Source organism: Phycicoccus endophyticus, assembly GCF_011326735.1.
GTDB lineage: Bacteria > Actinomycetota > Actinomycetes > Actinomycetales > Dermatophilaceae > Phycicoccus > Phycicoccus endophyticus.
This window is the reverse complement of record NZ_JAANCN010000003.1, coordinates 111844-133925: the sequence shown is the minus strand read 5'-3', so window position 1 is coordinate 133925 and position 22082 is coordinate 111844. Positions and strand designations below refer to the sequence as shown.

Genomic DNA, 22082 nt, shown 5'->3' with positions numbered 1-22082 from the left:
TCGGCGCGGTCGGCGCGGGCATCCGGCGCGCCGGATGCTGTCCACGGTGCCTCGACGGCCGCACGGGGACGGGAGCGGAGCCGGTCGTCAGCCGGGTGAACCGAGCCAGCCCTCGATGTCCCGCTCGGCCGCAGCGCGCACCTCGGCCGGCGCGCGGCTCGCCGCGAAGGAGGCGCGCGCCAGCCCGGCGAGCTCGGCGTCGGAGAGACCGTGCACCGTGCGCGCCGTCTCGTACTGGTCGGCCAGCCGCGACCCGAAGATCAACGGGTCGTCCGCCCCGAGCGCCACGACGGCGCCCGCGTCGAGCAGCCGGCGCAGCGGCACCTCCTCGGGCACGTCGTACACCCCGAGGGAGACGTTCGAGGCCGGGCACACCTCCAGGGCCACCCCGGCGGCGACGACCCGCTCGAGCACCCGCGGGTCCTCCACCGAGCGCACGCCGTGCCCGAGCCGGTCGGGTGCCATCGCCTCGAGGGTCTCGCTCACCGCCTGCGGCCCGAGCAGCTCGCCGGCGTGCGGCACCGACGCCAGCCCAGCCCGCCGGGCGATGCGGAACGCCGGCTCGAACTCGGCGGCATGGCCCCGCCGCTCGTCGTTCGACAGGCCGAACCCGACGACCGCACCGGGCCCGTCACCGGCGTACCGGGCGGCCAGCCGGGCCAGCGTCCGGGCCTCGAGGGGGTGGCGCATCCGGGAGGCGGCGACGACGACCGCGACCTGGGCGGCCCCCGCGACGCGCGAGACCGCCGCGGCCTCGTCGAGCACGATCTCCAGCGCGGGGGTGATGCCCCCGACGAACGGCGCGTACGAGGTCGGGTCGACCTGCAGCTCGAGCCACCGCGACCCCTCGGCGCCGTCCTCGAGCGCCCCCTCCCGCACGATGCGCCGCATGTCGCCCTCCCCGCGCACGCAGGCCCGGGCCACGTCGTAGAGGCGCTGGAAGCGGAACCAGCCTCGGGAGTCGGAGATGTCGAACCGCGTCGCAGCCCCGTCGGTCAGCGTCGCGGGCAGGGGCAGCCCGTGCTCGAGGGCCATCTCGCGCACGGTCCGCACGCTCATCGAGCCCGTGAAGTGGAGATGGAGGTGGGCCTTCGGCAGCGCGCCCACCGGACGCGGCCCGGGGGCCGCCCCGGCGGGAGCCTCGCTCACTCCTGCGCGGTCTCCCCGTCGACGACGTGCACCGCGGCCTCCTCGGCGGAGGCGGCGGCGCCGTCGATGCCGACGTCCTCACCGACGAGGTCGGCCTCCTCGTCCTCACCCAGGCCCTCGTCCGGAGCCACGAGCCGGCCCGAGCGCTCGTCCCCGACCTCTCCGTCCCCGAGCCAGTCCTGCGTGGCGTCGATGGCGTCCGGGTCGTCGCCGCCCACGCGGGGCTCGTCGAGCCCGGACTCGTTCTCGGGAGCGCCGTACGCGGACGTGGGGTCGGCCACCTCCTGGTGGATGCGCTCCTCGATGGTCTCCTCCCTGCCCTGCTCCTCGACGGTGACGCCGTGGGCGATCGAGCCGCGCAGCCGCTCCGGCGGCGAGTACCCGCGGTCGAGGACGTCGTCGACCCCGTCCTGCTCGAGGGTGTCCTCGGGCTGGAGCTGGTCCTCGTCGCCGTACGTGACGCCGGCGTCGGTCTCGTCGTGGGGCTGGTCGCTCATCCGTTCACCCTACGTCGGCGAGCAGCTGCTCGGCCGCGGCGAGGGCCACGCACGTCGCGACCCCGGCCATCGCGGTCTCGACCTCGGCGAGGGAGGGGAAGGAGGGCGCCAGCCGGATGTTCCGGTCGCGGGGGTCCACGCCGTGCGGGAAGGAGGCGCCGGCCGGGGTCAGCGCGATGCCGGCCTCCCGGGCGAGCTGGACGACCCGCGACGCGCAGCCGTCCGGCACGTCGACGCTGACGAAGTACCCACCCCGGGGGCGCGTCCACTCGGCCACCCCGAGCCCGTCCAGCTCGGCCGTCAGCGCCGCGTCGACGGCGGCGAACTTCGGGGCGAGGATGGCGCGGTGGCGCGCCATGTGCTGGCGGACCCCGTCGGGCGACCCGAAGAACTGCACGTGGCGCAGCTGGTTGACCTTGTCCGGCCCGATCGACGCGAACTTCAGGTGGGACAGGTACCACTGGACCGTCTCGCGCGAACCGGCGAGGAAGGCCACGCCGGCCCCGGCGAAGGTGATCTTGCTCGTCGAGGCGAAGACCACCGGACGGTGCGGGTTCCCGGCGGCCGAGGCGAGGGAGAGGATGTCCGCCGACTTGGCCTCGTCCTCGGTGAGGTGGTGCAGCGCGTAGGCGTTGTCCCAGAACAGCCGGAAGTCCGGTGCCGCTGCCGGCATGGCCGCGAGCCGCGCGGCCACCTCCTGGGTGACGACCGAGCCGACCGGGTTGGCGTAGGTCGGCACGATCCACATGCCCTTGACGCTCGGGTCGTCCTTGACGAGCGCCTCGACGGCCTCGACGTCCGGGCCGTCCTCGCGCATCGGGACGGTGACCATCTCGATGCCGTAGGACTCGAGCATCGTGTAGTGCCGGTCGTAGCCGGGGACCGGGCAGATGAAGGTCACCTTCTCCTCCTCGCGCCAGGGGCGCGGCGAGCCCAGGCCGCCGTGGAGGAGGTGGTCCACGAGGACCTCGTGCATCATCGTGAGGCTGGCGTTGCCGCCCGCGACGACCTGGTCGGGGTCGACGCCGAGCAGGTCGGCGAACATCTCGCGCAGTTCCGGCAGCCCCTGCAGGCCCCCGTAGTTGCGCACGTCGGTACCCGCGCGGTCCAGGTGGCCCTCGGGCAGGTGCAGGAGGGCCTCGGCCAGGTCGAGCTGCTCCGGGCTCGGCTTCCCCCGGGTCAGGTCGAGGGAGAGGCCGCGGGCGGTGAGGGCCGCGTAGGCGGCCCGCTGCTCGTCGACGAACGAGGCCAGCTCGGCGGGCGAGCGGTCGGCTAGGGGGGTGCGGGGGGCGGCGGTGCTCACGGGTCCATCGTGGCAGAGGCGCCGGGCCCGCGGCGGGGGTGACCGGCCCCCGGGCGGGCCGCCGGTTCGCGCCCACGGCCCGCCCTCACGTATGCTGTCTCCTCGGTGTGACTGCCATCTCGGCCTGCCCGGGAGCGGTCGCGCCGCCCGGGTCCCCACCCCATGGGGTCCCACAGGGCAGTGGCTCAACTGGTAGAGCACCGGTCTCCAAAACCGGCGGTTGGGGGTTCGAGTCCCTCCTGCCCTGCGTCGCACGTGTGGTACGTCCACGATCAGCGGCCCGGTCACCGGGCTGCCTTCGCGGGCGTCTCGCGCGGAAGGCAACCGGACCGAGCAAGCTCGACGTGAAGAGGCACCGTGACCGACCTGGGTCAGACGAGGACCGGCTCCCGCCCCGCCAAGGGCCGGGAGTCCGGGGGCAACCCCATCTCGCGCCTCTTCGGTGCCGTCGGCCTGTTCGTCAGCCAGATCCTCGACGAGCTGCGCAAGGTCGTGCGGCCGACCCGGAACGAGCTGTGGAACTACACACTCGTCGTCATCGTCTTCGTGACGGTGATGATGGCGCTCGTCTCCGCGCTCGACCTCGGCTTCAGCAAGCTCGTCGCCCTGGTCCTCGGTTCCTGACGCGCGCCGCACGCGCCCGCTACCTGGCACTCCGCGAACGAAGGAAGAGGTCACCCGTGTCCGACCAGTGGACCGACAACGCCGACGCGGCGCCCGAGAGCGCCGAGCCGGTGTCCGAGGACGCCCCCGAGGTGCTGCCCGAGCCCGTCGTCGAGGACGAGGCCGCCCCGGCACCCGCGGAGGAGACCCCGGCCGCGCAGGCCCCCGCAGACGAGGTCGCCGCCGCGGACACCCCGGTGGAGGACACCCCGGTGGAGGAGGCACCGGTCGAGGCCGGCGCCGCCGACGAGGACGGCGACCTCCTCGAGGGCCTCGACCCGGTCCAGGCGTTCAAGGACGACCTCGCGGGCAAGTTCGGCGAGTGGTACGTCGTCCACAGCTACGCCGGCTACGAGAACCGGGTCAAGGCCAACCTCGAGAACCGCACCCAGTCCCTGAACATGGAGGACTACATCTTCGAGGTGCAGGTCCCCATGGAGGAGGTCACCGAGATCAAGGGCGGGCAGCGCAAGCTCGTCCGGCGGGTCCGGATGCCCGGCTACGTCCTGGTCCGGATGGACCTCACCGACGAGTCGTGGGGCGCCGTCCGGCACACCCCCGGGGTCACCGGTTTCGTCGGCAACGCCCACCAGCCGGTCCCGCTGACCCTCGAGGAGGTCTTCACCATGCTCAAGCCGGCCGACCTCGAGCAGCCGGTGGCGGCCTCCGCGGCCTCCGGCGCCCCGGCCGCCGCCGGGTCCGGCACCTCCGAGGCGACCGTCGTCGACTTCGAGGTCGGCGAGTCGGTCACCGTCATGGACGGGCCCTTCGAGACGCTGCCGGCGACGATCTCCGAGATCAACGCCGACACCCAGAAGCTCAAGGTGCTCGTGTCGATCTTCGGCCGGGAGACCCCGGTCGAGCTCTCCTTCGGCCAGGTCGCCAAGATCTGACGCAGGAGAACCTGCCCCGGGGACCCGGGGCTGCAAAGGGGTCATCGCCCACGGCGTCGGCCCACCACCACCGATCAAGGACAGACATGCCCCCCAAGAAGAAGGTCTCCGGGTACATCAACCTGCAGATCCAGGCCGGTGCCGCGACGCCGGCGCCGCCCGTCGGCCCCGCCCTCGGTCAGCACGGCGTCAACATCATGGAGTTCGTCAAGGCGTACAACGCGGCGACCGAGCACCAGCGCGGCAACATCATCCCGGTCGTCATCACGGTCTACGAAGACCGTTCGTTCACCTTCGTCACCAAGACCCCGCCGGCCAGCGAGCTGATCAAGAAGGCCGCGGGCGTCCAGAAGGGCTCCGGCGAGCCGCACAAGACCAAGGCCGGCAAGCTGAGCAAGGACCAGCTCCGCGAGATCGCGGAGACCAAGATGCCCGACCTCAACGCCAACGACGTCGACGCCGCGATGAAGATCATCGCCGGCACCGCCCGACAGATGGGCATCGAGACCGAGCTCTGAGCCCGGTCCACCCCCTGTGGCAGGGCCCGCGCTGGCCCGACGACCACGACTCCACCTCACTGATCACCAGGAGCAGCACATGAAGCGCAGCAAGGCCTACCGGGCCGCCGCCGAGCGGATCGACGGCGAGGCTCTCTACGGCCCGCTCGAGGCCATCCGTCTCGCCAAGAGCACGGCGTCGGCCAAGTACGACGAGACCGTCGAGGTCGCCATGCGGCTCGGCGTCGACCCCCGCAAGGCCGACCAGATGGTCCGCGGCACGGTCAACCTCCCCCACGGCACGGGCAAGACCGCCCGCGTCCTCGTCTTCGCCACCGGCGAGCGTGCGGAGGCCGCGACCGCGGCCGGCGCCGACTACGTCGGGTCCGACGACCTCCTCGAGAAGGTCTCCGGCGGCTGGCTGGACTTCGACGCGGTCGTCGCGACGCCCGACCTCATGGGCAAGGTCGGGCGGCTCGGCAAGGTCCTCGGCCCCCGCGGGCTCATGCCGAACCCGAAGACCGGCACCGTGACGATGGACACCGCCAAGGCGGTCTCGGACATCAAGGGCGGCAAGATCGAGTTCCGCGTCGACAAGCACGCCAACCTCCACTTCATCATCGGCAAGGCGTCCTTCGACGAGAAGGCGCTCGTGGAGAACTACGCCGCCGCGCTCGAGGAGGTCCTGCGGCTCAAGCCGTCGGCCGCCAAGGGGCGCTACATCATCAAGGCCACCCTCTCGACGACGATGGGTCCGGGGATCCCGCTCGACGCGAGCAAGACCCGGGGCCTCGTGGACGAGGCCGTCGAGGTCTGACCCGGCACCGACCGGAGCCCGCCGCCCTCCCGGGGTGGCGGGCTCCGTGCGTCGTGCGGGCCGAGCCGGCCGCGGGTAGGGGAACGCCGGAGGCGCGCGCCGCGTCCGAGCCGTACGCTGTCCTCACGGGAGCTCCCGGCCGAGGGCGGCTCCGTCCGCCACCTTCTCAGGGGGAAGCACCGATGAAGCGCACGATCGTCTCCGCTGTCGCCGTCGCGGGGGCCCTGGCCCTCGGGGCCTGCGGCTCGACCGCCACCGAGACCGCGGGGGAGGCCTCGACGAGCGCCGCGGCGCCCGCGGCCGCCGGCGGATCGGTCGGTGACACCGTCACCCTCGCCGACCTCGCCGCGTCGATGTCCGCCGCCGTCAAGGACAAGGGCAGCGCCCACGTCCAGGTGGAGGTGCCGGACCAGGGCGCCATGGAGGCCGACGTCGACTACAGCGGTGACGCCCCGGCGATGTCGATGAGCACGACGCAGTCGGGGGAGTCGGTCCAGGTGCTCTACGTCGACAAGGTCCTCTACCTGTCCAGCGACTCGATGTCCGAGGTCGCCCAGGGCAAGAAGTGGCTCAAGATCGTCCCCGACGGCGAGGACATGATGTCCCAGATGATGGGCTCCACGCTCGAGCAGATGGAGTCCTCCATGGGCAACCCGGCCGACCAGCTCGGGGCGCTGCAGGACACCCCGGCCACGGTGACCGACGTCGACGGCGACAGCGTGACGTACACGGTGACCCTGACCAAGGCCCAGCTGAAGAAGCAGCTCCAGAGCAAGGCTGAGACGATCCCCGGGCTGAGCGAGGACAGCATCGAGCAGCTCCCGGATGGCGTGAGCTACGAGCTGACGGTCGACGGCGAGAGCCTGCCGACCGCACTGTCGATGGACGTCGGCGGCCAGACGATGACGATGACGTACTCCAAGTGGGGGGAGCCGGTCGAGGTCTCCGCGCCCCCGGCGGCCGAGGTGGGCAGCTTCGAGATGCCCACGAGCTGAGCCCCCGCCCGGGTCGCGGCGGCCGCGCGTGCGGGCCGCCGCGATTTGGGCCCCGGCGGTGCTGTCCCGTACCCTGGGAGGGACCGAAGACCGCCGGCTGTCGCGTGCATCCCGCACGAGACCGAAGGTCCCGCCGAGAGCGGGCGACCAGCGCAGGCCACGACGTTCCGCAGTGCGGCCCCTCGCCGCGCCCGCCGAAGCCCCGTGCCCTGTGCCGGGGCCCTTTCTCGTTCCGGGGCCTTCCCGTCGGTCCGACCCGACGGAAGGAGGCCCGAATGTCACGTGCCGACAAGGCTGCGGCGATCGCCGAGCTCTCGCAGAAGTTCCAGAGCTCGACCGCTGCCGTCCTCACGGAGTACCGCGGGCTCTCGGTGGCGCAGATCACCGAGCTGCGCAGCTCTCTGCGTGGCACCGCGACCTACGCCGTGGTCAAGAACACGCTGACCCAGCTCGCCGCGAAGGACGCCGGTGTCACGGCGTTCGACGGCCAGCTCGTCGGCCCGTCCGCGATCGCCTTCGTCGAGGGTGACGCGGTCGAGGCCGCCAAGGGGCTGCGCGACTTCGCCAAGGCCAACCCCCACCTGGTGATCAAGGGCGGCGTGCTCGAGGGCAAGGCCCTCTCCGCCGAGGAGATCACCAAGCTCGCGGACCTCGAGTCCCGCGAGGTGCTTCTCGCCAAGCTGGCGGGCGCGATGAACGCCTCGCTCAGCCAGGCCGTCCGCCTCTTCGCCGCACCGCTGTCCCAGGCCGTCCGCACGGTCGACGCGCTGCGGACCAAGGTCGAGGCAGAGGGCTCCACCACCGACGTCGCCGCGGGTGGCGACGCGAGCTGACCCCATCGGGGCGGCTCACCACCGAAAACGCCACTCACGGCAGCAGCAGAGAAAGGACGCCAGACATGGCAAAGCTCAGCACCGACGAGCTCCTTGACGCCTTCAAGGAGATGACCCTGATCGAGCTCTCCGAGTTCGTCAAGCAGTTCGAGGACACCTTCAACGTCACCGCCGCCGCGCCCGTCGCGGTCGCCGGTGCGGCCGCCCCGGCCGCCGGTGGCGAGGGCGGCGGCGAGGCCGCCGCCGAGCAGGAGGAGTTCGACGTGGTCCTCGAGGCCGCCGGCGACAAGAAGATCGCCGTCATCAAGGAGGTCCGCGCGCTGACCTCCCTCGGCCTGAAGGAGGCCAAGGACCTCGTCGACGGCGCTCCCAAGCCCGTCCTGGAGAAGGTCGACAAGGCCGCGGCCGACAAGGCCAAGGAGCAGCTCGAGGGCGCCGGCGCCACCGTCACCCTCAAGTGAGCCCGTCCCCCTCGGGGGACGCCGCCGCGCAACCGGGGCCCGACCGTCGTGGTCGGGCCCCGGTTGGCGTCTGCGGGCGGCGCGGGACGCGCCCGGGATGCGCGTTTCGCTTGACGGGCGGGGGCCTGGGGGCCATTCTGTTGCGCGTCGCCCCGCTGCGGGTGGCCGCACCGGGAGCCTGGGGCTTGACACGGTTGGACGGTGCTGTGTTCATGGGGTATGCTGTCTCTTTGCGCTGCCCCTAACCTTCCCTCGCTCGTCGACGAGCCGTTCCACCGCCATGCTCCCGGCTGTCCCGGGAGACCCGCGGGCGGAGCGGACCGCGGCGGACGGTGGGGTCGGGAGCGGCCAGCCCGCACGTTCGACCAGGCCCGTGGAAGGAACCCTCCTTGGCTGCCTCGCGCACCACGTCCAAGCATGTGAACACCGCCCGGACGGCTTCGGGCCGTCTGTCCTTCGCCAAGATCCGTGAGCCCCTGGAGGTCCCCGACCTCCTCGCCCTCCAGACCGAGAGCTTCGACTGGCTCCTCGGCAACGAGCGCTGGCAGGAGCGCGTCGCCCAGGCCCGCGCGGCCGGGCGCGACGACGTCCCCGAGCGCTCCGGTCTCGAGGAGATCTTCGAGGAGATCTCCCCGATCGAGGACTTCAGCGGCTCGATGTCGCTCAGCTTCCGCGACCACCGCTTCGAGGAGGTCAAGTACTCCATCGAGGAGTGCAAGGAGCGCGACCAGACCTACTCCGCCCCGCTGTTCGTCACCGCGGAGTTCATGAACAACACCACCGGCGAGATCAAGAGCCAGACGGTGTTCATGGGCGACTTCCCGCTGATGACCGACCGCGGCACCTTCATCATCAACGGCACCGAGCGGGTCGTCGTCTCCCAGCTCGTCCGCAGCCCGGGCGTCTACTTCGAGCGCACCCCCGACAAGACCTCCGACAAGGACGTCTTCAGCGCCAAGGTCATCCCGAGCCGTGGCGCCTGGCTGGAGTTCGAGGTCGACAAGCGCGACATGGTCGGCGTGCGCGTCGACCGCAAGCGCAAGCAGTCGGTGACCGTGCTGCTCAAGGCGCTCGGCATGACCGAGGCCGAGATCCTCGAGCAGTTCGGCGAGTACGAGTCGATGCGGGCCACCCTGGAGAAGGACAACACGACCGACCAGGACGACGCCCTCCTCGACATCTACCGCAAGCTGCGTCCGGGTGAGCCGCCGACCCGCGAGGCCGCGCAGACGCTGCTGGAGAACCTCTACTTCAACGGCAAGCGCTACGACCTGGCCAAGGTCGGCCGCTACAAGATCGACAAGAAGCTCGGGGTCGACGCCGAGCTGTCCCAGTCGACCCTCTCGCTCGAGGACATCGTCGCGACGATCCACTACCTCGTGGCGCTGCACGCCGGCGAGGAGACCCTGGCCGGCCACCGCCGCGGTGCCGACGTCGAGGTCCGGGTCGAGACCGACGACATCGACCACTTCGGCAACCGCCGGCTGCGCAACGTCGGCGAGCTCATCCAGAACCAGGTCCGCACCGGCCTGTCGCGGATGGAGCGGGTGGTCCGCGAGCGGATGACGACCCAGGACGTCGAGGCGATCACGCCGCAGACGCTCATCAACATCCGGCCGGTCGTCGCCTCCATCAAGGAGTTCTTCGGCACCAGCCAGCTCTCGCAGTTCATGGACCAGAACAACCCGCTCGCGGGCCTGACGCACAAGCGGCGTCTGTCGGCCCTCGGGCCGGGCGGGCTCTCGCGCGACCGGGCCGGCATGGAGGTCCGTGACGTCCACCCGAGCCACTACGGCCGGATGTGCCCGATCGAGACCCCTGAGGGCCCGAACATCGGCCTCATCGGCTCGCTCGCCTCCTACGGCCGGATCAACTCCTTCGGGTTCATCGAGACCCCCTACCGCAGGGTCGACAAGGGCCGGGTCACCGACGAGGTCGTCTACCTCTCGGCCGACGAGGAGGACGAGCACGTCATCGCCCAGGCGAACGCCACGCTGACCGAGGACGGCAGCCGGTTCGTCCACGAGCGCGTCCTCGTGCGCGTCAAGGGCGGCGAGGTCGAGTACGTCCCGGCCGAGGAGATCGACTACATCGACGTCTCGCCGCGGCAGATGGTCTCGGCGGCGACCGCGCTCATCCCGTTCCTCGAGCACGACGACGCCAACCGCGCGCTCATGGGCTCGAACATGCAGCGCCAGGCCGTGCCGCTCGTGCGGGCCGAGGCCCCGCTCGTCGGCACCGGCATGGAGTACCGGGCCGCCGTCGACTCCGGTGACGTCGTCGTCGCCGAGAAGGCCGGCGTCGTCACCGAGGTCTCCGCCGACCTGGTCACCGTGGCCGCCGACGACGGCACGCAGCGCACCTACCGGATCGCGAAGTTCGACCGGTCCAACCAGGGCAACAGCTACAACCAGGTCGTCCGGGTCGACGAGGGCCAGCGGGTCGAGGCCGGCGGTCTCATCGCCGACGGTCCCGCGACCGAGGGCGGCGAGATGGCGCTCGGGCGCAACCTGCTCGTCGCGTTCATGCCGTGGGAGGGCCACAACTACGAGGACGCGATCATCCTCTCCCAGCGCCTCGTCCAGGACGACGTCCTGTCCTCGATCCACATCGAGGAGCACGAGGTCGACGCCCGCGACACCAAGCTCGGCCCGGAGGAGATCACCCGCGACATCCCGAACGTCAGCGAGGACGTCCTCGCCGACCTCGACGAGCGCGGCATCATCCGGATCGGTGCCGAGGTCCGCGACGGCGACCTGCTCGTCGGCAAGGTCACGCCCAAGGGCGAGACCGAGCTGACCCCGGAGGAGCGCCTGCTGCGCGCGATCTTCGGCGAGAAGGCCCGCGAGGTCCGCGACACCTCCCTCAAGGTGCCCCACGGCGAGACCGGCACCGTCATCGGCGTCAAGGTCTTCGACAAGGACGAGGGCGACGAGCTCCCGCCCGGGGTCAACCAGCTGGTGCGCGTCTACGTGGCGAACAAGCGCAAGATCACCGACGGCGACAAGCTCGCCGGTCGCCACGGCAACAAGGGCGTCATCTCCAAGATCCTCCCGGTCGAGGACATGCCCTTCCTCGAGGACGGCACGCCGGTCGACGTCGTGCTCAACCCGCTCGGTGTCCCGGGCCGGATGAACGTCGGGCAGATCCTCGAGCTCCACCTGGGCTGGGCCGCCAGCCGGGGCTGGAACATCGAGGGCACCCCGGAGTGGGCCGAGCTCATCCCGGACGACGCCCGCGAGGCGCCGGCCGGCACGCGCGTGGCCTCCCCGGTGTTCGACGGCGTCCGTGAGAACGAGATCGTCGGCCTGCTCGACAGCACCAACCCCACCCGGGACGGTGACCGGCTGATCGACGGCTCGGGCAAGGCCCGGCTCTTCGACGGCCGCTCCGGCGAGCCCTTCCCGCACGAGGTGTCGGTCGGCTACATGTACATCCTCAAGCTGCACCACCTCGTGGACGACAAGATCCACGCGCGCAGCACGGGTCCGTACTCGATGATCACCCAGCAGCCGCTCGGCGGGAAGGCCCAGTTCGGTGGCCAGCGCTTCGGTGAGATGGAGGTCTGGGCCCTCGAGGCGTACGGCGCGGCCTACGCGCTGCAGGAGCTCCTGACGATCAAGTCCGACGACGTCAACGGCCGGGTCAAGGTCTACGAGGCCATCGTCAAGGGCGACAACATCCCCGAGCCCGGCATCCCGGAGTCCTTCAAGGTGCTCATCAAGGAGATGCAGAGCCTCTGCCTCAACGTGGAGGTGCTGTCGAGTGACGGCTCCACCATCGAGATGCACGACGCCGAGGACGATGTCTTCCGCGCCGCCGAGGAGCTCGGTATCGACCTGTCCCGGCGGGAGCCGAGCAGCGTCGAAGAGGTCTGACAGGTGACCCGGCCCGGGCACGCGCCCGGGCCGGGGAGCCCGCCCGACTCACATCAGTCAGACCAGAGATTTCAGCAACGAGAGAAGGAACCACGTGCTCGACGTCAACTTCTTCGACGAGCTCCGGATCGGCCTCGCGACGGCCGACTCCATCCGTGCCTGGAGCCACGGCGAGGTCAAGAAGCCCGAGACGATCAACTACCGCACCCTCAAGCCCGAGAAGGACGGCCTCTTCTGCGAGAAGATCTTCGGCCCGACCCGGGACTGGGAGTGCGCCTGCGGCAAGTACAAGCGGGTCCGCTTCAAGGGCATCATCTGCGAGCGTTGCGGCGTCGAGGTCACCCGCGCCGCCGTCCGGCGTGAGCGGATGGGCCACATCGAGCTGGCCGCCCCCGTCACCCACATCTGGTACTTCAAGGGTGTCCCGAGCCGCCTCGGGTACCTGCTCGACCTCGCTCCGAAGGACCTCGAGAAGGTCATCTACTTCGCGGCGTACATGATCACCCACGTCGACGAGGACCAGCGGCACGCCGACCTGCCCTCGCTCGAGGCCCAGATCCAGGTCGAGAAGAAGGAGATCGAGAACCGGCGCGACGCCGACGTCGAGACCCGGGCCAAGAAGCTCGAGAACGACATCGCCGCCCTCGAGGCCGAGGGTGCCAAGTCCGACGCCAAGCGCAAGGTGCGCGACTCCGCCGAGCGCGAGATGAACGCCATCCGCCGCCGTGCCGACCAGCAGCTCGAGCGGCTCGAGCAGGTCTGGGACCGCTTCAAGAACCTCAAGGTCCAAGACCTCGAGGGCGACGAGGTCCTCTACCGCGAGATGCGCGACCGGTTCGGCCTGTACTTCGAGGGCGGCATGGGCGCCGCGGCCATCCAGAAGCGCCTGGAGTCCTTCGACCTCGAGGCCGAGGCCGAGGCGCTGCGCGAGGTCATCGCCACCGGCAAGGGCCAGCGCAAGACCCGCGCCCTCAAGCGCCTCAAGGTCGTGTCCGCGTTCCAGACGACGACCAACCAGCCCGCGGGCATGGTGCTCGACGCGATCCCGGTCATCCCGCCGGACCTGCGTCCGATGGTCCAGCTCGACGGTGGCCGCTTCGCGACCTCCGACCTCAACGACCTCTACCGCCGGGTCATCAACCGGAACAACCGCCTCAAGCGGCTGCTCGACCTCGGCGCCCCCGAGATCATCGTCAACAACGAGAAGCGGATGCTCCAGGAGGCCGTCGACAGCCTCTTCGACAACGGCCGCCGCGGCCGCCCCGTCACGGGCCCGGGCAACCGCCCGCTGAAGTCGCTCTCGGACATGCTCAAGGGCAAGCAGGGCCGCTTCCGCCAGAACCTGCTCGGCAAGCGCGTCGACTACTCGGGCCGTTCGGTCATCGTCGTCGGCCCCCAGCTGAAGCTGCACCAGTGCGGTCTGCCCAAGCAGATGGCGCTCGAGCTGTTCAAGCCGTTCGTCATGAAGCGGCTCGTCGACCTCGACCACGCCCAGAACATCAAGTCGGCCAAGCGCATGGTCGAGCGCCAGCGCTCGGTCGTCTGGGACGTGCTCGAGGAGGTCATCACCGAGCACCCGGTCCTGCTCAACCGGGCGCCCACGCTGCACCGTCTCGGCATCCAGGCCTTCGAGCCGCAGCTCGTCGAGGGCAAGGCCATCCAGATCCACCCGCTCGTGTGCACCGCGTTCAACGCGGACTTCGACGGTGACCAGATGGCCGTGCACGTGCCCCTGTCGGCGGAGGCCCAGGCCGAGGCCCGCATCCTCATGCTGTCCTCGAACAACATCCTCAAGCCGGCCGACGGGCGCCCGGTGACCATGCCCACCCAGGACATGATCATCGGCCTGTACCACCTCACCTCCGAGGTGGAGGACGGCCCCGGTGCCGGGCGGGTCTTCAACGGCCCCGCCGAGGCCCGGATGGCCTTCGACGCCGGCGAGATCGAGCTGGGCAGCCCGGTGCGCATCCGGCTGAACCACTTCGTCCCGACCCCGATGACCGAGGTGCCCGAGGGCGTCACGGTCGACGAAGACGGCTTCGTGGAGTCGATGACCCTCGAGACGACCCTCGGCCGGGCGCTGTTCAACGAGACGCTCCCGGAGAACTACCCGTACGTCAACGACCAGGTCGACAAGAAGCGTCTCTCGACGATCGTCAACGACCTCGCCGAGCGCTACAGCAAGGTCGAGGTCGCGGCGAGCCTGGACGCCCTCAAGGAGTACGGCTTCCACTGGGCGACCCGCTCCGGGACGACGGTGGCCATCTCCGACGTCGTCACCCCCTCCCGCAAGGGTGAGATCCTCGAGGGCTACGAGGAGAAGGCGACCAAGGTCCAGACGCAGTACGAGCGCGGCCTGATCACCGACGACGAGCGCCGCCAGGAGCTCATCGAGATCTGGACCCAGGCCACGAACGAGGTCGCCAAGGAGATGGAAGCCAACATCCCGCGGACGAACACCATCTTCCGGATGGTCAGCTCCGGGGCGCGAGGCAACTGGATGCAGCTGCGGCAGATCGCCGGCATGCGTGGTCTGGTGTCCAACCCGCGCGGCGACATCATCCCGCGTCCGATCCGGGCGAACTTCCGCGAGGGCCTGTCGGTGCTGGAGTTCTTCATCTCCACGCACGGCTCCCGCAAGGGGCTGGCCGACACCGCGCTGCGGACCGCCGACTCCGGGTACCTCACCCGGCGCCTCGTCGACGTCTCCCAGGACGTCATCATCCGCGAGGACGACTGCGGCACCGAGCGTGGGCTGACCATGCCGATCGCGACGACCGACGAGCGCACCGGGACCCGCGCGGTCCACGACGACGTCGAGACCGCGGTCTACGCCCGCACGCTGGCCGAGGACGTCGTCCAGGACGGGGAGGTCCTCGCCCAGGCGGGGATCGACCTCGGCGACGTGGTCATCGGCGCGCTCTTCGCGGCCGGGGTCGACCAGGTCAAGGTCCGCTCGGTCCTCACCTGTGACTCCCGGGTCGGCACCTGCGCCAAGTGCTACGGCCGCTCGCTGGCGACGGGCAAGCTCGTCGACATCGGCGAGGCCGTCGGCATCATCGCCGCGCAGTCCATCGGCGAGCCGGGCACGCAGCTGACGATGCGGACCTTCCACACCGGTGGTGTGGCCGGTGACGACATCACCCAGGGTCTGCCGCGTGTGGTCGAGCTGTTCGAGGCGCGCACCCCCAAGGGTGTCGCCCCGATCACCGAGGCCTCCGGCCGGGTGAGCATCGAGGAGACCGACAAGGCGCGGCGGATCGTCGTCACGCCGGACGACGGCTCCGAGGAGCACGCCTACCCGGTGACCAAGCGGGCCCGCCTGCTCGTCCAGGACGGCCAGCACGTCGACGTCGGCGCGCAGCTGACGCAGGGGTCGATCGACCCCAAGCAGGTGCTGCGCATCCTCGGCCCGCGCGCGGTGCAGATGCACCTCGTCGACGAGGTGCAGAACGTCTACCGCCAGCAGGGTGTGTCGATCCACGACAAGCACATCGAGGTCATCGTCCGGCAGATGCTGCGCCGGATCACGATCATCGAGTCGGGCAACGCCGACCTGCTGCCGGGCATGCTCGCCGAGCGTGGCCGCTTCGAGGAGGAGAACCGCCGGGTCGTCGCCGAGGGCGGGACCCCGGCCTCGGGTCGCCCCGAGCTCATGGGGATCACCAAGGCCTCGCTGGCGACCGAGTCGTGGCTGTCGGCCGCGTCCTTCCAGGAGACCACCCGTGTCCTCACGGAGGCGGCGATGGAGGGCAAGTCCGACCCGCTGCTCGGCCTCAAGGAGAACGTCATCCTCGGCAAGCTCATCCCGGCCGGCACGGGCCTGACCCGCTACCGGAACATCACGGTGGAGCCGACCGAGGAGGCCAAGGCCGCGATGTACTCGATGCCGAACTACGAGGACTACGCGTTCTCGTTCGGCCCGGGCACCGGCGAGGCGGTCCGCCTCGACGACTCCGAGCTGGGTCTCGACCGCCTCTGACGGGAGGCACCGCTCGCCCGTCGAGCGCACCGGACACGCCGTGTGGGCACTGGCCCGCACGGCGTGTCCTGTTCCGTCGACGAGACTGACCCGATGGACCCCGCCCGGCCCGAGACCCTCGCGCGGGAAAAGACCCCCGACGGCGAGGTCGCCCTGCGGCGCCGCGGCGACGTCCTCGAGCTCGTCGTCGACGGCACCTTCGCGATGGACACGGTCGACACCTCGACCGAGGTTCTCCTCGCGACGGAGGCGCTGCATCGCCACCCCGCACCGGCCCACGTCCTCGTCGGCGGGCTCGGTCTCGGGTTCACGGCCCGGGCGGTCCTCGACGACCCGCGGGTGCGCCACCTCGACGTCGTCGAGCTCGCCGCCCCGCTCGTCGCCTGGGCGCGCGACGGCCTCGTCCCCGAGCTCGCCGGACTCGAGGACGGGCGCTGCCGACTGCACGTCGCCGACGTGGCGCAGGTGCTCCGGGGCGCCGCGGGCCCGGCCGGCCCGTGGGACGTGGTGCTACTCGACGTCGACAACGGGCCGGGCTTCCTCGTCCACAGCCGGAACGCCGGCCTCTACGCGGCCGCGGGCCTGGCGGCGGCCCGGGAGGTCCTGGCCCCGGGCGGGCTGCTCGTCGTGTGGTCCTCGCACCGGGCGCCCGACCTGCTCGCCGACCTACGCGCGGTGGCCGAGCCCACCGACGCGGTCGCCGAGGTCGCCCTCCCCGTGCACCGCGAGGGACGCGACCTCGACTACGCCCTCTACCTGCTGCGTCGGTCGGGCATGGTGGGGGGATGAGCGAACCCGACCGCGAGGTCCTCCTTCGCCGGCTCAGCGGCGCCCGCCGGCACATCCTCGACCAGCTCGAGGGTCTCGACGACGGGCAGCTGCGCCGTGCTGTCCTGCCGTCCGGCTGGAGCTGCCTGGGCCTCGTGCGTCACCTCACCCTCTCCGACGAGCGGTACTGGTTCGAGGTGGTCGTCGCCGGCCGGGAGGTGGACCTGCCGGAGGACGGCCTGTCCGACTGGGTCGTCGGTGAGCACGAGCAGGCCGCAGAGGTCGTCGGTGCCTACCGGGCCGCCGTCGCGGCGGCCGACGACGTGCTCGCCGTGAGCGACCTCGGCGCCCCGCCGGCCCGGACCGAGCCGTGGTGGGAGCAGGTGGGGCTGGCCTTCCCGGACGTCCGATCGGTCGTGCTCCACGTCCTCGTCGAGACCGCCACGCACGCCGGCCACCTCGACGCCGCCCGCGAGCTGCTCGACGGTCGCCGGTACATCGTGCTCTGAGGACGCGATGCCGGGGAACACGCGCCGCCCTCGCGGTGTTTGCCCACATGAGGCCGTGTCGAGGCCGGACTCGAACCGATTTGGGTGGCCGCGCGCGGGCCGGTACGCTTGAGTGCTGTGTCTGGCTAGGTCCAGACCGTGGAGCCGGGCCCGACGCCGCGAGGCGGCGGGTGCGGCCTCGCCCACCTCCTGCCGGGCGCCCCACCGACCCTCTCCTCGAGGGTGGCGCATGGGGAGTGCAGGGAGGAGCAGCCGGTGCGACACACCCGAGTGCGGGGGTCGAGCAGCGGCCATGACAAGGAGTGTCGGCGGAGATGCCGACACTTGACCAGACAAGACGAAGGACTCAGGTTGCCGACCATCAACCAGCTGGTGCGCAAGGGCCGGCAGGACAAGACCACCAAGGTCAAGACTCCTGCGCTCAAGGGCTCCCCGCAGCGCCGTGGCGTGTGCACCCGTGTGTACACCACCACCCCGAAGAAGCCGAACTCCGCCCTTCGCAAGGTCGCCCGTGTGCGCCTGACGAGCGGCATCGAGGTCACCGCCTACATCCCCGGTGTCGGCCACAACCTCCAGGAGCACTCGATGGTGCTCGTCCGCGGCGGCCGCGTGAAGGACCTGCCCGGCGTGCGCTACAAGATCATCCGCGGCGCGCTCGACACCCAGGGCGTCCGCGACCGCAAGCAGGCCCGCAGCCGCTACGGCGCGAAGAAGGTGAAGGGCTGATGCCACGCAAGGGACCCGCCCCGAAGCGGCCGCTGGTCGTCGACCCGGTCTACGCCTCCCCGCTCGTGACCGCGCTGGTCAACAAGGTCCTGCTCGACGGCAAGAAGTCGACCGCCGAGCGGATCGTCTACGGCGCCCTCGAGGGCTGCCGCGACAAGACCGGCACCGACCCGGTCCAGACCCTCAAGCGCGCGCTGGACAACATCAAGCCGACCCTCGAGGTCAAGTCCCGCCGCGTCGGCGGTGCGACCTACCAGGTCCCGGTCGAGGTCAAGCCCAACCGGGCGACCGCCCTGTCGCTGCGCTGGCTCGTCGGCTACTCGCGCCAGCGTCGCGAGAAGACGATGACCGAGCGGCTGATGAACGAGATCCTCGACGCCTCCAACGGCCTCGGTGCCGCGGTCAAGCGCCGTGAGGACACGCACAAGATGGCCGAGTCCAACAAGGCCTTCGCCCACTACCGCTGGTGACCACCTCCCGGGGCCCGGCCGCCCACCCCGCGGCCGGCCCCGGGGCACCGGTGAGCAGCACCGACGCGCACCTTCCCGCACACACCTAGCGACGAGACGAGAGCACAGAACGTGGCACAGGACGTCCTGACGGACCTCAACCAGGTCCGCAACATCGGCATCATGGCGCACATCGACGCCGGCAAGACGACGGCGACGGAGCGCATCCTCTTCTACACCGGTGTCAACCGGAAGATGGGCGAGACGCACGACGGTGCCTCGACCACGGACTGGATGGAGCAGGAGAAGGAGCGGGGGATCACGATCACCTCCGCGGCGGTCACCTCCTTCTGGGAGGGCCACCAGATCAACATCATCGACACCCCCGGCCACGTCGACTTCACCGTCGAGGTCGAGCGCTCCCTGCGCGTCCTCGACGGCGCCGTCGCGGTGTTCGACGGCAAGGAGGGCGTCGAGCCCCAGTCGGAGACGGTGTGGCGCCAGGCCGACAAGTACGGCGTGCCGCGCATCTGCTTCGTCAACAAGATGGACAAGCTCGGCGCAGACTTCTACTTCACCGTCGACACCATCAAGGACCGCCTCGGTGCGGAGCCGCTCGTGCTCCAGCTGCCGATCGGTGCCGAGTCCGACTTCGTCGGCGTCGTCGACCTGATCTACATGCGCGCCCTCGTCTGGGAGGGCGACGCCAAGGGCGACGTCACGCTCGGGGCGAAGTACGAGATCCAGCAGATCCCGGCCGACCTGCAGGCGCGGGCCGAGGAGTACCGCCAGCACCTCGTCGAGCGGGTCGCCGAGTCCGACGACACGCTCATGGAGAAGTACCTCGAGGGTGGCGAGCTGACCCCCGAGGAGCTCAAGGCCGGGATCCGCCGGCTGACGATCGCCTCCGAGGTCTACCCGGTCCTGTGCGGCTCGGCCTTCAAGAACCGCGGTGTGCAGCCGATGCTCGACGCCGTCGTCGACTACCTGCCCTCGCCGGTCGACGTCCCCCCGATGCACGGGCACGCCCCGGGCGCGGAGGACGAGGAGGTCACCCGCAAGCCGAGCAAGGACGAGCCGTTCTCGGCGCTGGCCTTCAAGGTCGCCGCGCACCCGTTCTTCGGCACGCTCACCTTCATCCGGGTCTACTCGGGGCACATCTCCTCCGGGACCCAGGTGCTCAACAGCACGAAGATGAAGAAGGAGCGCATCGGGAAGCTCTTCCAGATGCACGCCAACAAGGAGAACCCCGTCGATGAGGCCATGGCCGGGCACATCTACGCCGCCATCGGGCTGAAGTCGACGACCACCGGCGACACCCTGAGCAACATCGACCACCCGGTCGTCCTGGAGTCGATGAGCTTCCCGGAGCCGGTCATCCAGGTCGCGATCGAGCCCAAGACCAAGGGCGACCAGGAGAAGCTCTCCACCGCGATCCAGAAGCTCGCCGAGGAGGACCCGACCTTCCAGGTCACCCTCGACGAGGAGACCGGCCAGACGATCATCGCCGGGATGGGCGAGCTCCACCTCGACATCCTCGTGGACCGGATGAAGCGCGAGTTCAAGGTCGAGGCGAACGTCGGCAAGCCGCAGGTGGCCTACCGCGAGACGATCCGCCGCGGCATCGACCGGTACGACTACACCCACAAGAAGCAGACCGGTGGGTCGGGCCAGTTCGCGAAGGTGCAGATCGCGCTCGAGCCGCTGGACACCACCGAGGGCGACCTGTACGAGTTCCAGAACAAGGTCACCGGTGGGCGCGTGCCGCGCGAGTACATCCCCTCGGTCGACGCCGGCATCCAGGACGCCATGCAGTACGGCATCCTCGCCGGCTACCCGATGGTTGGCGTCAAGGCGACCCTGCTGGACGGCCAGGCGCACGACGTCGACTCCTCGGAGATGGCGTTCAAGATCGCCGGGTCGATGGCGTTCAAGGAGGCCGTGCGCAAGTGTGAGCCGGTCCTCCTCGAGCCGATGATGGCCGTCGAGGTGCGCACGCCCGAGGACTACATGGGCGACGTCATCGGCGACATCAACTCCCGCCGTGGCCAGATCCAGGCCATGGAGGACATCAGCGGCGCCAAGGTCGTCCGCGGCGTCGTCCCGCTCTCGGAGATGTTCGGCTACGTCGGCGACCTGCGCTCCAAGACGCAGGGCCGGGCGAACTACTCGATGGAGTTCGACTCCTACGCCGAGGTGCCCAAGTCCGTGGCCGAGGAGATCATCAAGAAGACCAGGGGCGAGTGACCGCTAGAGTGGTCGCTGGTCTCCGTTGAGAGAAGCATCCATCAACCCCCCGACGACGCCACGTCCTGCCCGGTCGTTTCGGCGTTACCCGTAAGAAGAGTCCTAGGAGGACAAGCAAGTGGCGAAGGCAAAGTTCGAGCGGTCCAAGCCGCACGTCAACATCGGCACCATCGGTCACATCGACCATGGCAAGACGACGCTGACGGCCGCCATCTCCAAGGTGCTGCACGACAAGTACCCGGAGCTGAACGAGGAGTCGCCCTTCGACTCGATCGACAAGGCGCCCGAGGAGAAGCAGCGCGGCATCACCATCTCCATCGCGCACATCGAGTACCAGACCGAGCAGCGCCACTACGCGCACGTCGACTGCCCGGGCCACGCCGACTACGTGAAGAACATGATCACGGGTGCGGCCCAGATGGACGGCGCGATCCTCGTCGTGGCGGCGACCGACGGTCCGATGCCGCAGACCAAGGAGCACGTCCTCCTGGCCCGCCAGGTCGGCGTCCCCTACATCGTCGTCGCGCTCAACAAGGCCGACATGGTCGACGACGAGGAGATCCTCGAGCTCGTCGAGATGGAGGTGCGTGAGCTCCTCACGTCCTACGAGTTCCCCGGTGACGACCTGCCGGTCGTCAAGGTCTCGGCCCTGAAGGCCCTCGAGGGCGACGAGGAGTGGGCGCAGTCCGTCCTCGAGCTCATGGACGCGGTCGACACCTACATCCCCGAGCCGGAGCGCGAGACGGACAAGCCGTTCCTCATGCCCGTCGAGGACGTCTTCACGATCACCGGTCGCGGCACCGTCGTCACCGGCCGTGTCGAGCGCGGTGTCCTCAACGTCAACGAGGAGGTCGAGATTGTCGGCATCCACGAGGGTCCGGCCACCAAGACGACGGTCACCGGCATCGAGATGTTCCGCAAGCTCCTCGACGAGGCGCGTGCGGGCGAGAACGTCGGTCTGCTCCTGCGCGGCATCAAGCGCGAGGACGTCGAGCGCGGCCAGGTCGTCGTCAAGCCGGGCTCGATCACCCCGCACACCGAGTTCGAGGCGAACGTCTACATCCTCGGCAAGGACGAGGGTGGCCGGCACACGCCGTTCTACGACAACTACCGTCCGCAGTTCTACTTCCGGACCACGGACGTCACCGGTGTCGTGCACCTGCCCGAGGGCACCGAGATGGTCATGCCCGGCGACAACACCGAGATGAGCGTCGAGCTCATCCAGCCGATCGCCATGGAGGAGGGCCTGCGCTTCGCCATCCGCGAGGGCGGCCGCACCGTCGGCGCCGGCCGGGTCACCAAGATCAACAAGTGACCTGACGCCGGTCAGCCGCCGGCGGCTCGTCGACGGGCCCCGTTCCACCGACAGGTGGGGCGGGGCCCGTCGCCGTGCCGGCCCCCTCGCTCGCTGCCGG

Annotated in this window: 18 protein-coding genes and 1 tRNA gene; 16 read left to right on the top strand and 3 right to left on the bottom strand. The window is 70.4% G+C overall.

Going from position 1 to position 22082, the window contains the following annotated elements:
- Window positions 1–87: 87 nt before the first annotated feature.
- From G8D98_RS05235 to G8D98_RS05225, 3 genes are read right to left on the bottom strand one after another with little or no spacing between them, the layout of a single operon-like run.
- Window positions 88–1149, bottom strand: coding sequence for an adenosine deaminase (locus G8D98_RS05235; protein WP_268238613.1), 1062 nt, complete (start codon window positions 1147–1149; stop codon window positions 88–90).
- A complete protein-coding gene (locus tag G8D98_RS05230; protein WP_166099984.1) occupies window positions 1146–1646 on the bottom strand; it encodes a DUF5709 domain-containing protein in 501 nt (166 codons plus the stop codon). The genes G8D98_RS05235 and G8D98_RS05230 overlap by 4 nt, the downstream gene beginning before the upstream one ends.
- A 4-nt stretch (window positions 1647–1650) precedes the next feature.
- Window positions 1651–2949 carry an aspartate aminotransferase type Ic gene (locus G8D98_RS05225; RefSeq protein WP_166099982.1) on the bottom strand — a complete coding sequence of 433 codons (1299 nt, stop codon included), beginning with the start codon at window positions 2947–2949 and terminating at the stop codon, window positions 1651–1653.
- Between the two features lie 174 nt (window positions 2950–3123).
- On the opposite strand from G8D98_RS05225, the gene G8D98_RS05220 reads away from it, so the two are divergent.
- The 16 genes from G8D98_RS05220 to tuf all read left to right on the top strand — a co-directional run bounded on the left by G8D98_RS05220 (window position 3124) and on the right by tuf (window position 21982).
- Window positions 3124–3196, top strand: a tRNA-Trp gene (locus G8D98_RS05220).
- A 110-nt stretch (window positions 3197–3306) separates the two neighbouring features.
- Entirely contained in the window at window positions 3307–3573 is a 267-nt protein-coding gene (gene secE, locus G8D98_RS05215; protein ID WP_166099980.1) for a preprotein translocase subunit SecE, read from the top strand.
- 56 nt (window positions 3574–3629) lie between these two features.
- Window positions 3630–4505, top strand: a complete 876-nt coding sequence (gene nusG, locus G8D98_RS05210; RefSeq protein ID WP_229661807.1) for a transcription termination/antitermination protein NusG — start codon at window positions 3630–3632, stop codon at window positions 4503–4505.
- An 86-nt stretch (window positions 4506–4591) separates the two neighbouring features.
- A complete protein-coding gene (rplK, locus tag G8D98_RS05205; RefSeq protein WP_166099978.1) occupies window positions 4592–5023 on the top strand; it encodes a 50S ribosomal protein L11 in 432 nt (143 codons plus the stop codon).
- Window positions 5024–5102: 79 nt separating this feature from the next.
- Window positions 5103–5819 (top strand): 50S ribosomal protein L1, encoded by a 717-nt coding sequence (rplA, locus tag G8D98_RS05200; RefSeq protein ID WP_166099976.1) that lies wholly within the window; start codon window positions 5103–5105, stop codon window positions 5817–5819.
- 182 nt (window positions 5820–6001) lie between these two features.
- Complete coding sequence (locus tag G8D98_RS05195; protein WP_166099973.1) at window positions 6002–6814, top strand: SCO4651 family lipoprotein; 813 nt, start codon at window positions 6002–6004, stop codon at window positions 6812–6814.
- A 275-nt stretch (window positions 6815–7089) separates the two neighbouring features.
- A complete protein-coding gene (gene rplJ, locus G8D98_RS05190; RefSeq protein ID WP_166099971.1) occupies window positions 7090–7647 on the top strand; it encodes a 50S ribosomal protein L10 in 558 nt (185 codons plus the stop codon).
- 65 nt (window positions 7648–7712) lie between these two features.
- The gene (gene rplL / locus G8D98_RS05185; RefSeq protein WP_166099967.1) at window positions 7713–8108 is read left to right on the top strand and encodes a 50S ribosomal protein L7/L12; all 396 of its coding nucleotides are present in this window, start codon (window positions 7713–7715) and stop codon (window positions 8106–8108) included.
- A gap of 389 nt (window positions 8109–8497) precedes the next feature.
- Window positions 8498–11986 (top strand): DNA-directed RNA polymerase subunit beta, encoded by a 3489-nt coding sequence (rpoB, locus tag G8D98_RS05180; protein ID WP_166099964.1) that lies wholly within the window; start codon window positions 8498–8500, stop codon window positions 11984–11986.
- 94 nt (window positions 11987–12080) lie between these two features.
- On the top strand, window positions 12081–15968 hold the full coding sequence (locus G8D98_RS05175; protein WP_166099962.1) for a DNA-directed RNA polymerase subunit beta': 3888 nt from the start codon (window positions 12081–12083) through the stop codon (window positions 15966–15968).
- Between the two features lie 93 nt (window positions 15969–16061).
- Complete coding sequence (locus tag G8D98_RS05170) at window positions 16062–16757, top strand: spermidine synthase (RefSeq protein WP_166099960.1); 696 nt, start codon at window positions 16062–16064, stop codon at window positions 16755–16757.
- Complete coding sequence (locus G8D98_RS05165) at window positions 16754–17245, top strand: mycothiol transferase (protein WP_166099958.1); 492 nt, start codon at window positions 16754–16756, stop codon at window positions 17243–17245. Before G8D98_RS05170 ends, G8D98_RS05165 begins: the two co-directional genes overlap by 4 nt.
- 351 nt (window positions 17246–17596) lie before the next feature.
- Complete coding sequence (gene rpsL / locus G8D98_RS05160) at window positions 17597–17971, top strand: 30S ribosomal protein S12 (RefSeq protein WP_128365668.1); 375 nt, start codon at window positions 17597–17599, stop codon at window positions 17969–17971.
- Window positions 17971–18441: a 30S ribosomal protein S7 gene (gene rpsG, locus G8D98_RS05155; protein WP_166099956.1), complete on the top strand. Its 471-nt coding sequence runs from the start codon at window positions 17971–17973 to the stop codon at window positions 18439–18441. Before rpsL ends, rpsG begins: the two co-directional genes overlap by 1 nt.
- A gap of 111 nt (window positions 18442–18552) precedes the next feature.
- A complete protein-coding gene (fusA, locus tag G8D98_RS05150) occupies window positions 18553–20667 on the top strand; it encodes an elongation factor G (protein WP_166099953.1) in 2115 nt (704 codons plus the stop codon).
- 118 nt (window positions 20668–20785) lie between these two features.
- A complete protein-coding gene (gene tuf / locus G8D98_RS05145; RefSeq protein WP_166099950.1) occupies window positions 20786–21982 on the top strand; it encodes an elongation factor Tu in 1197 nt (398 codons plus the stop codon).
- Window positions 21983–22082 lie beyond the last annotated feature (100 nt).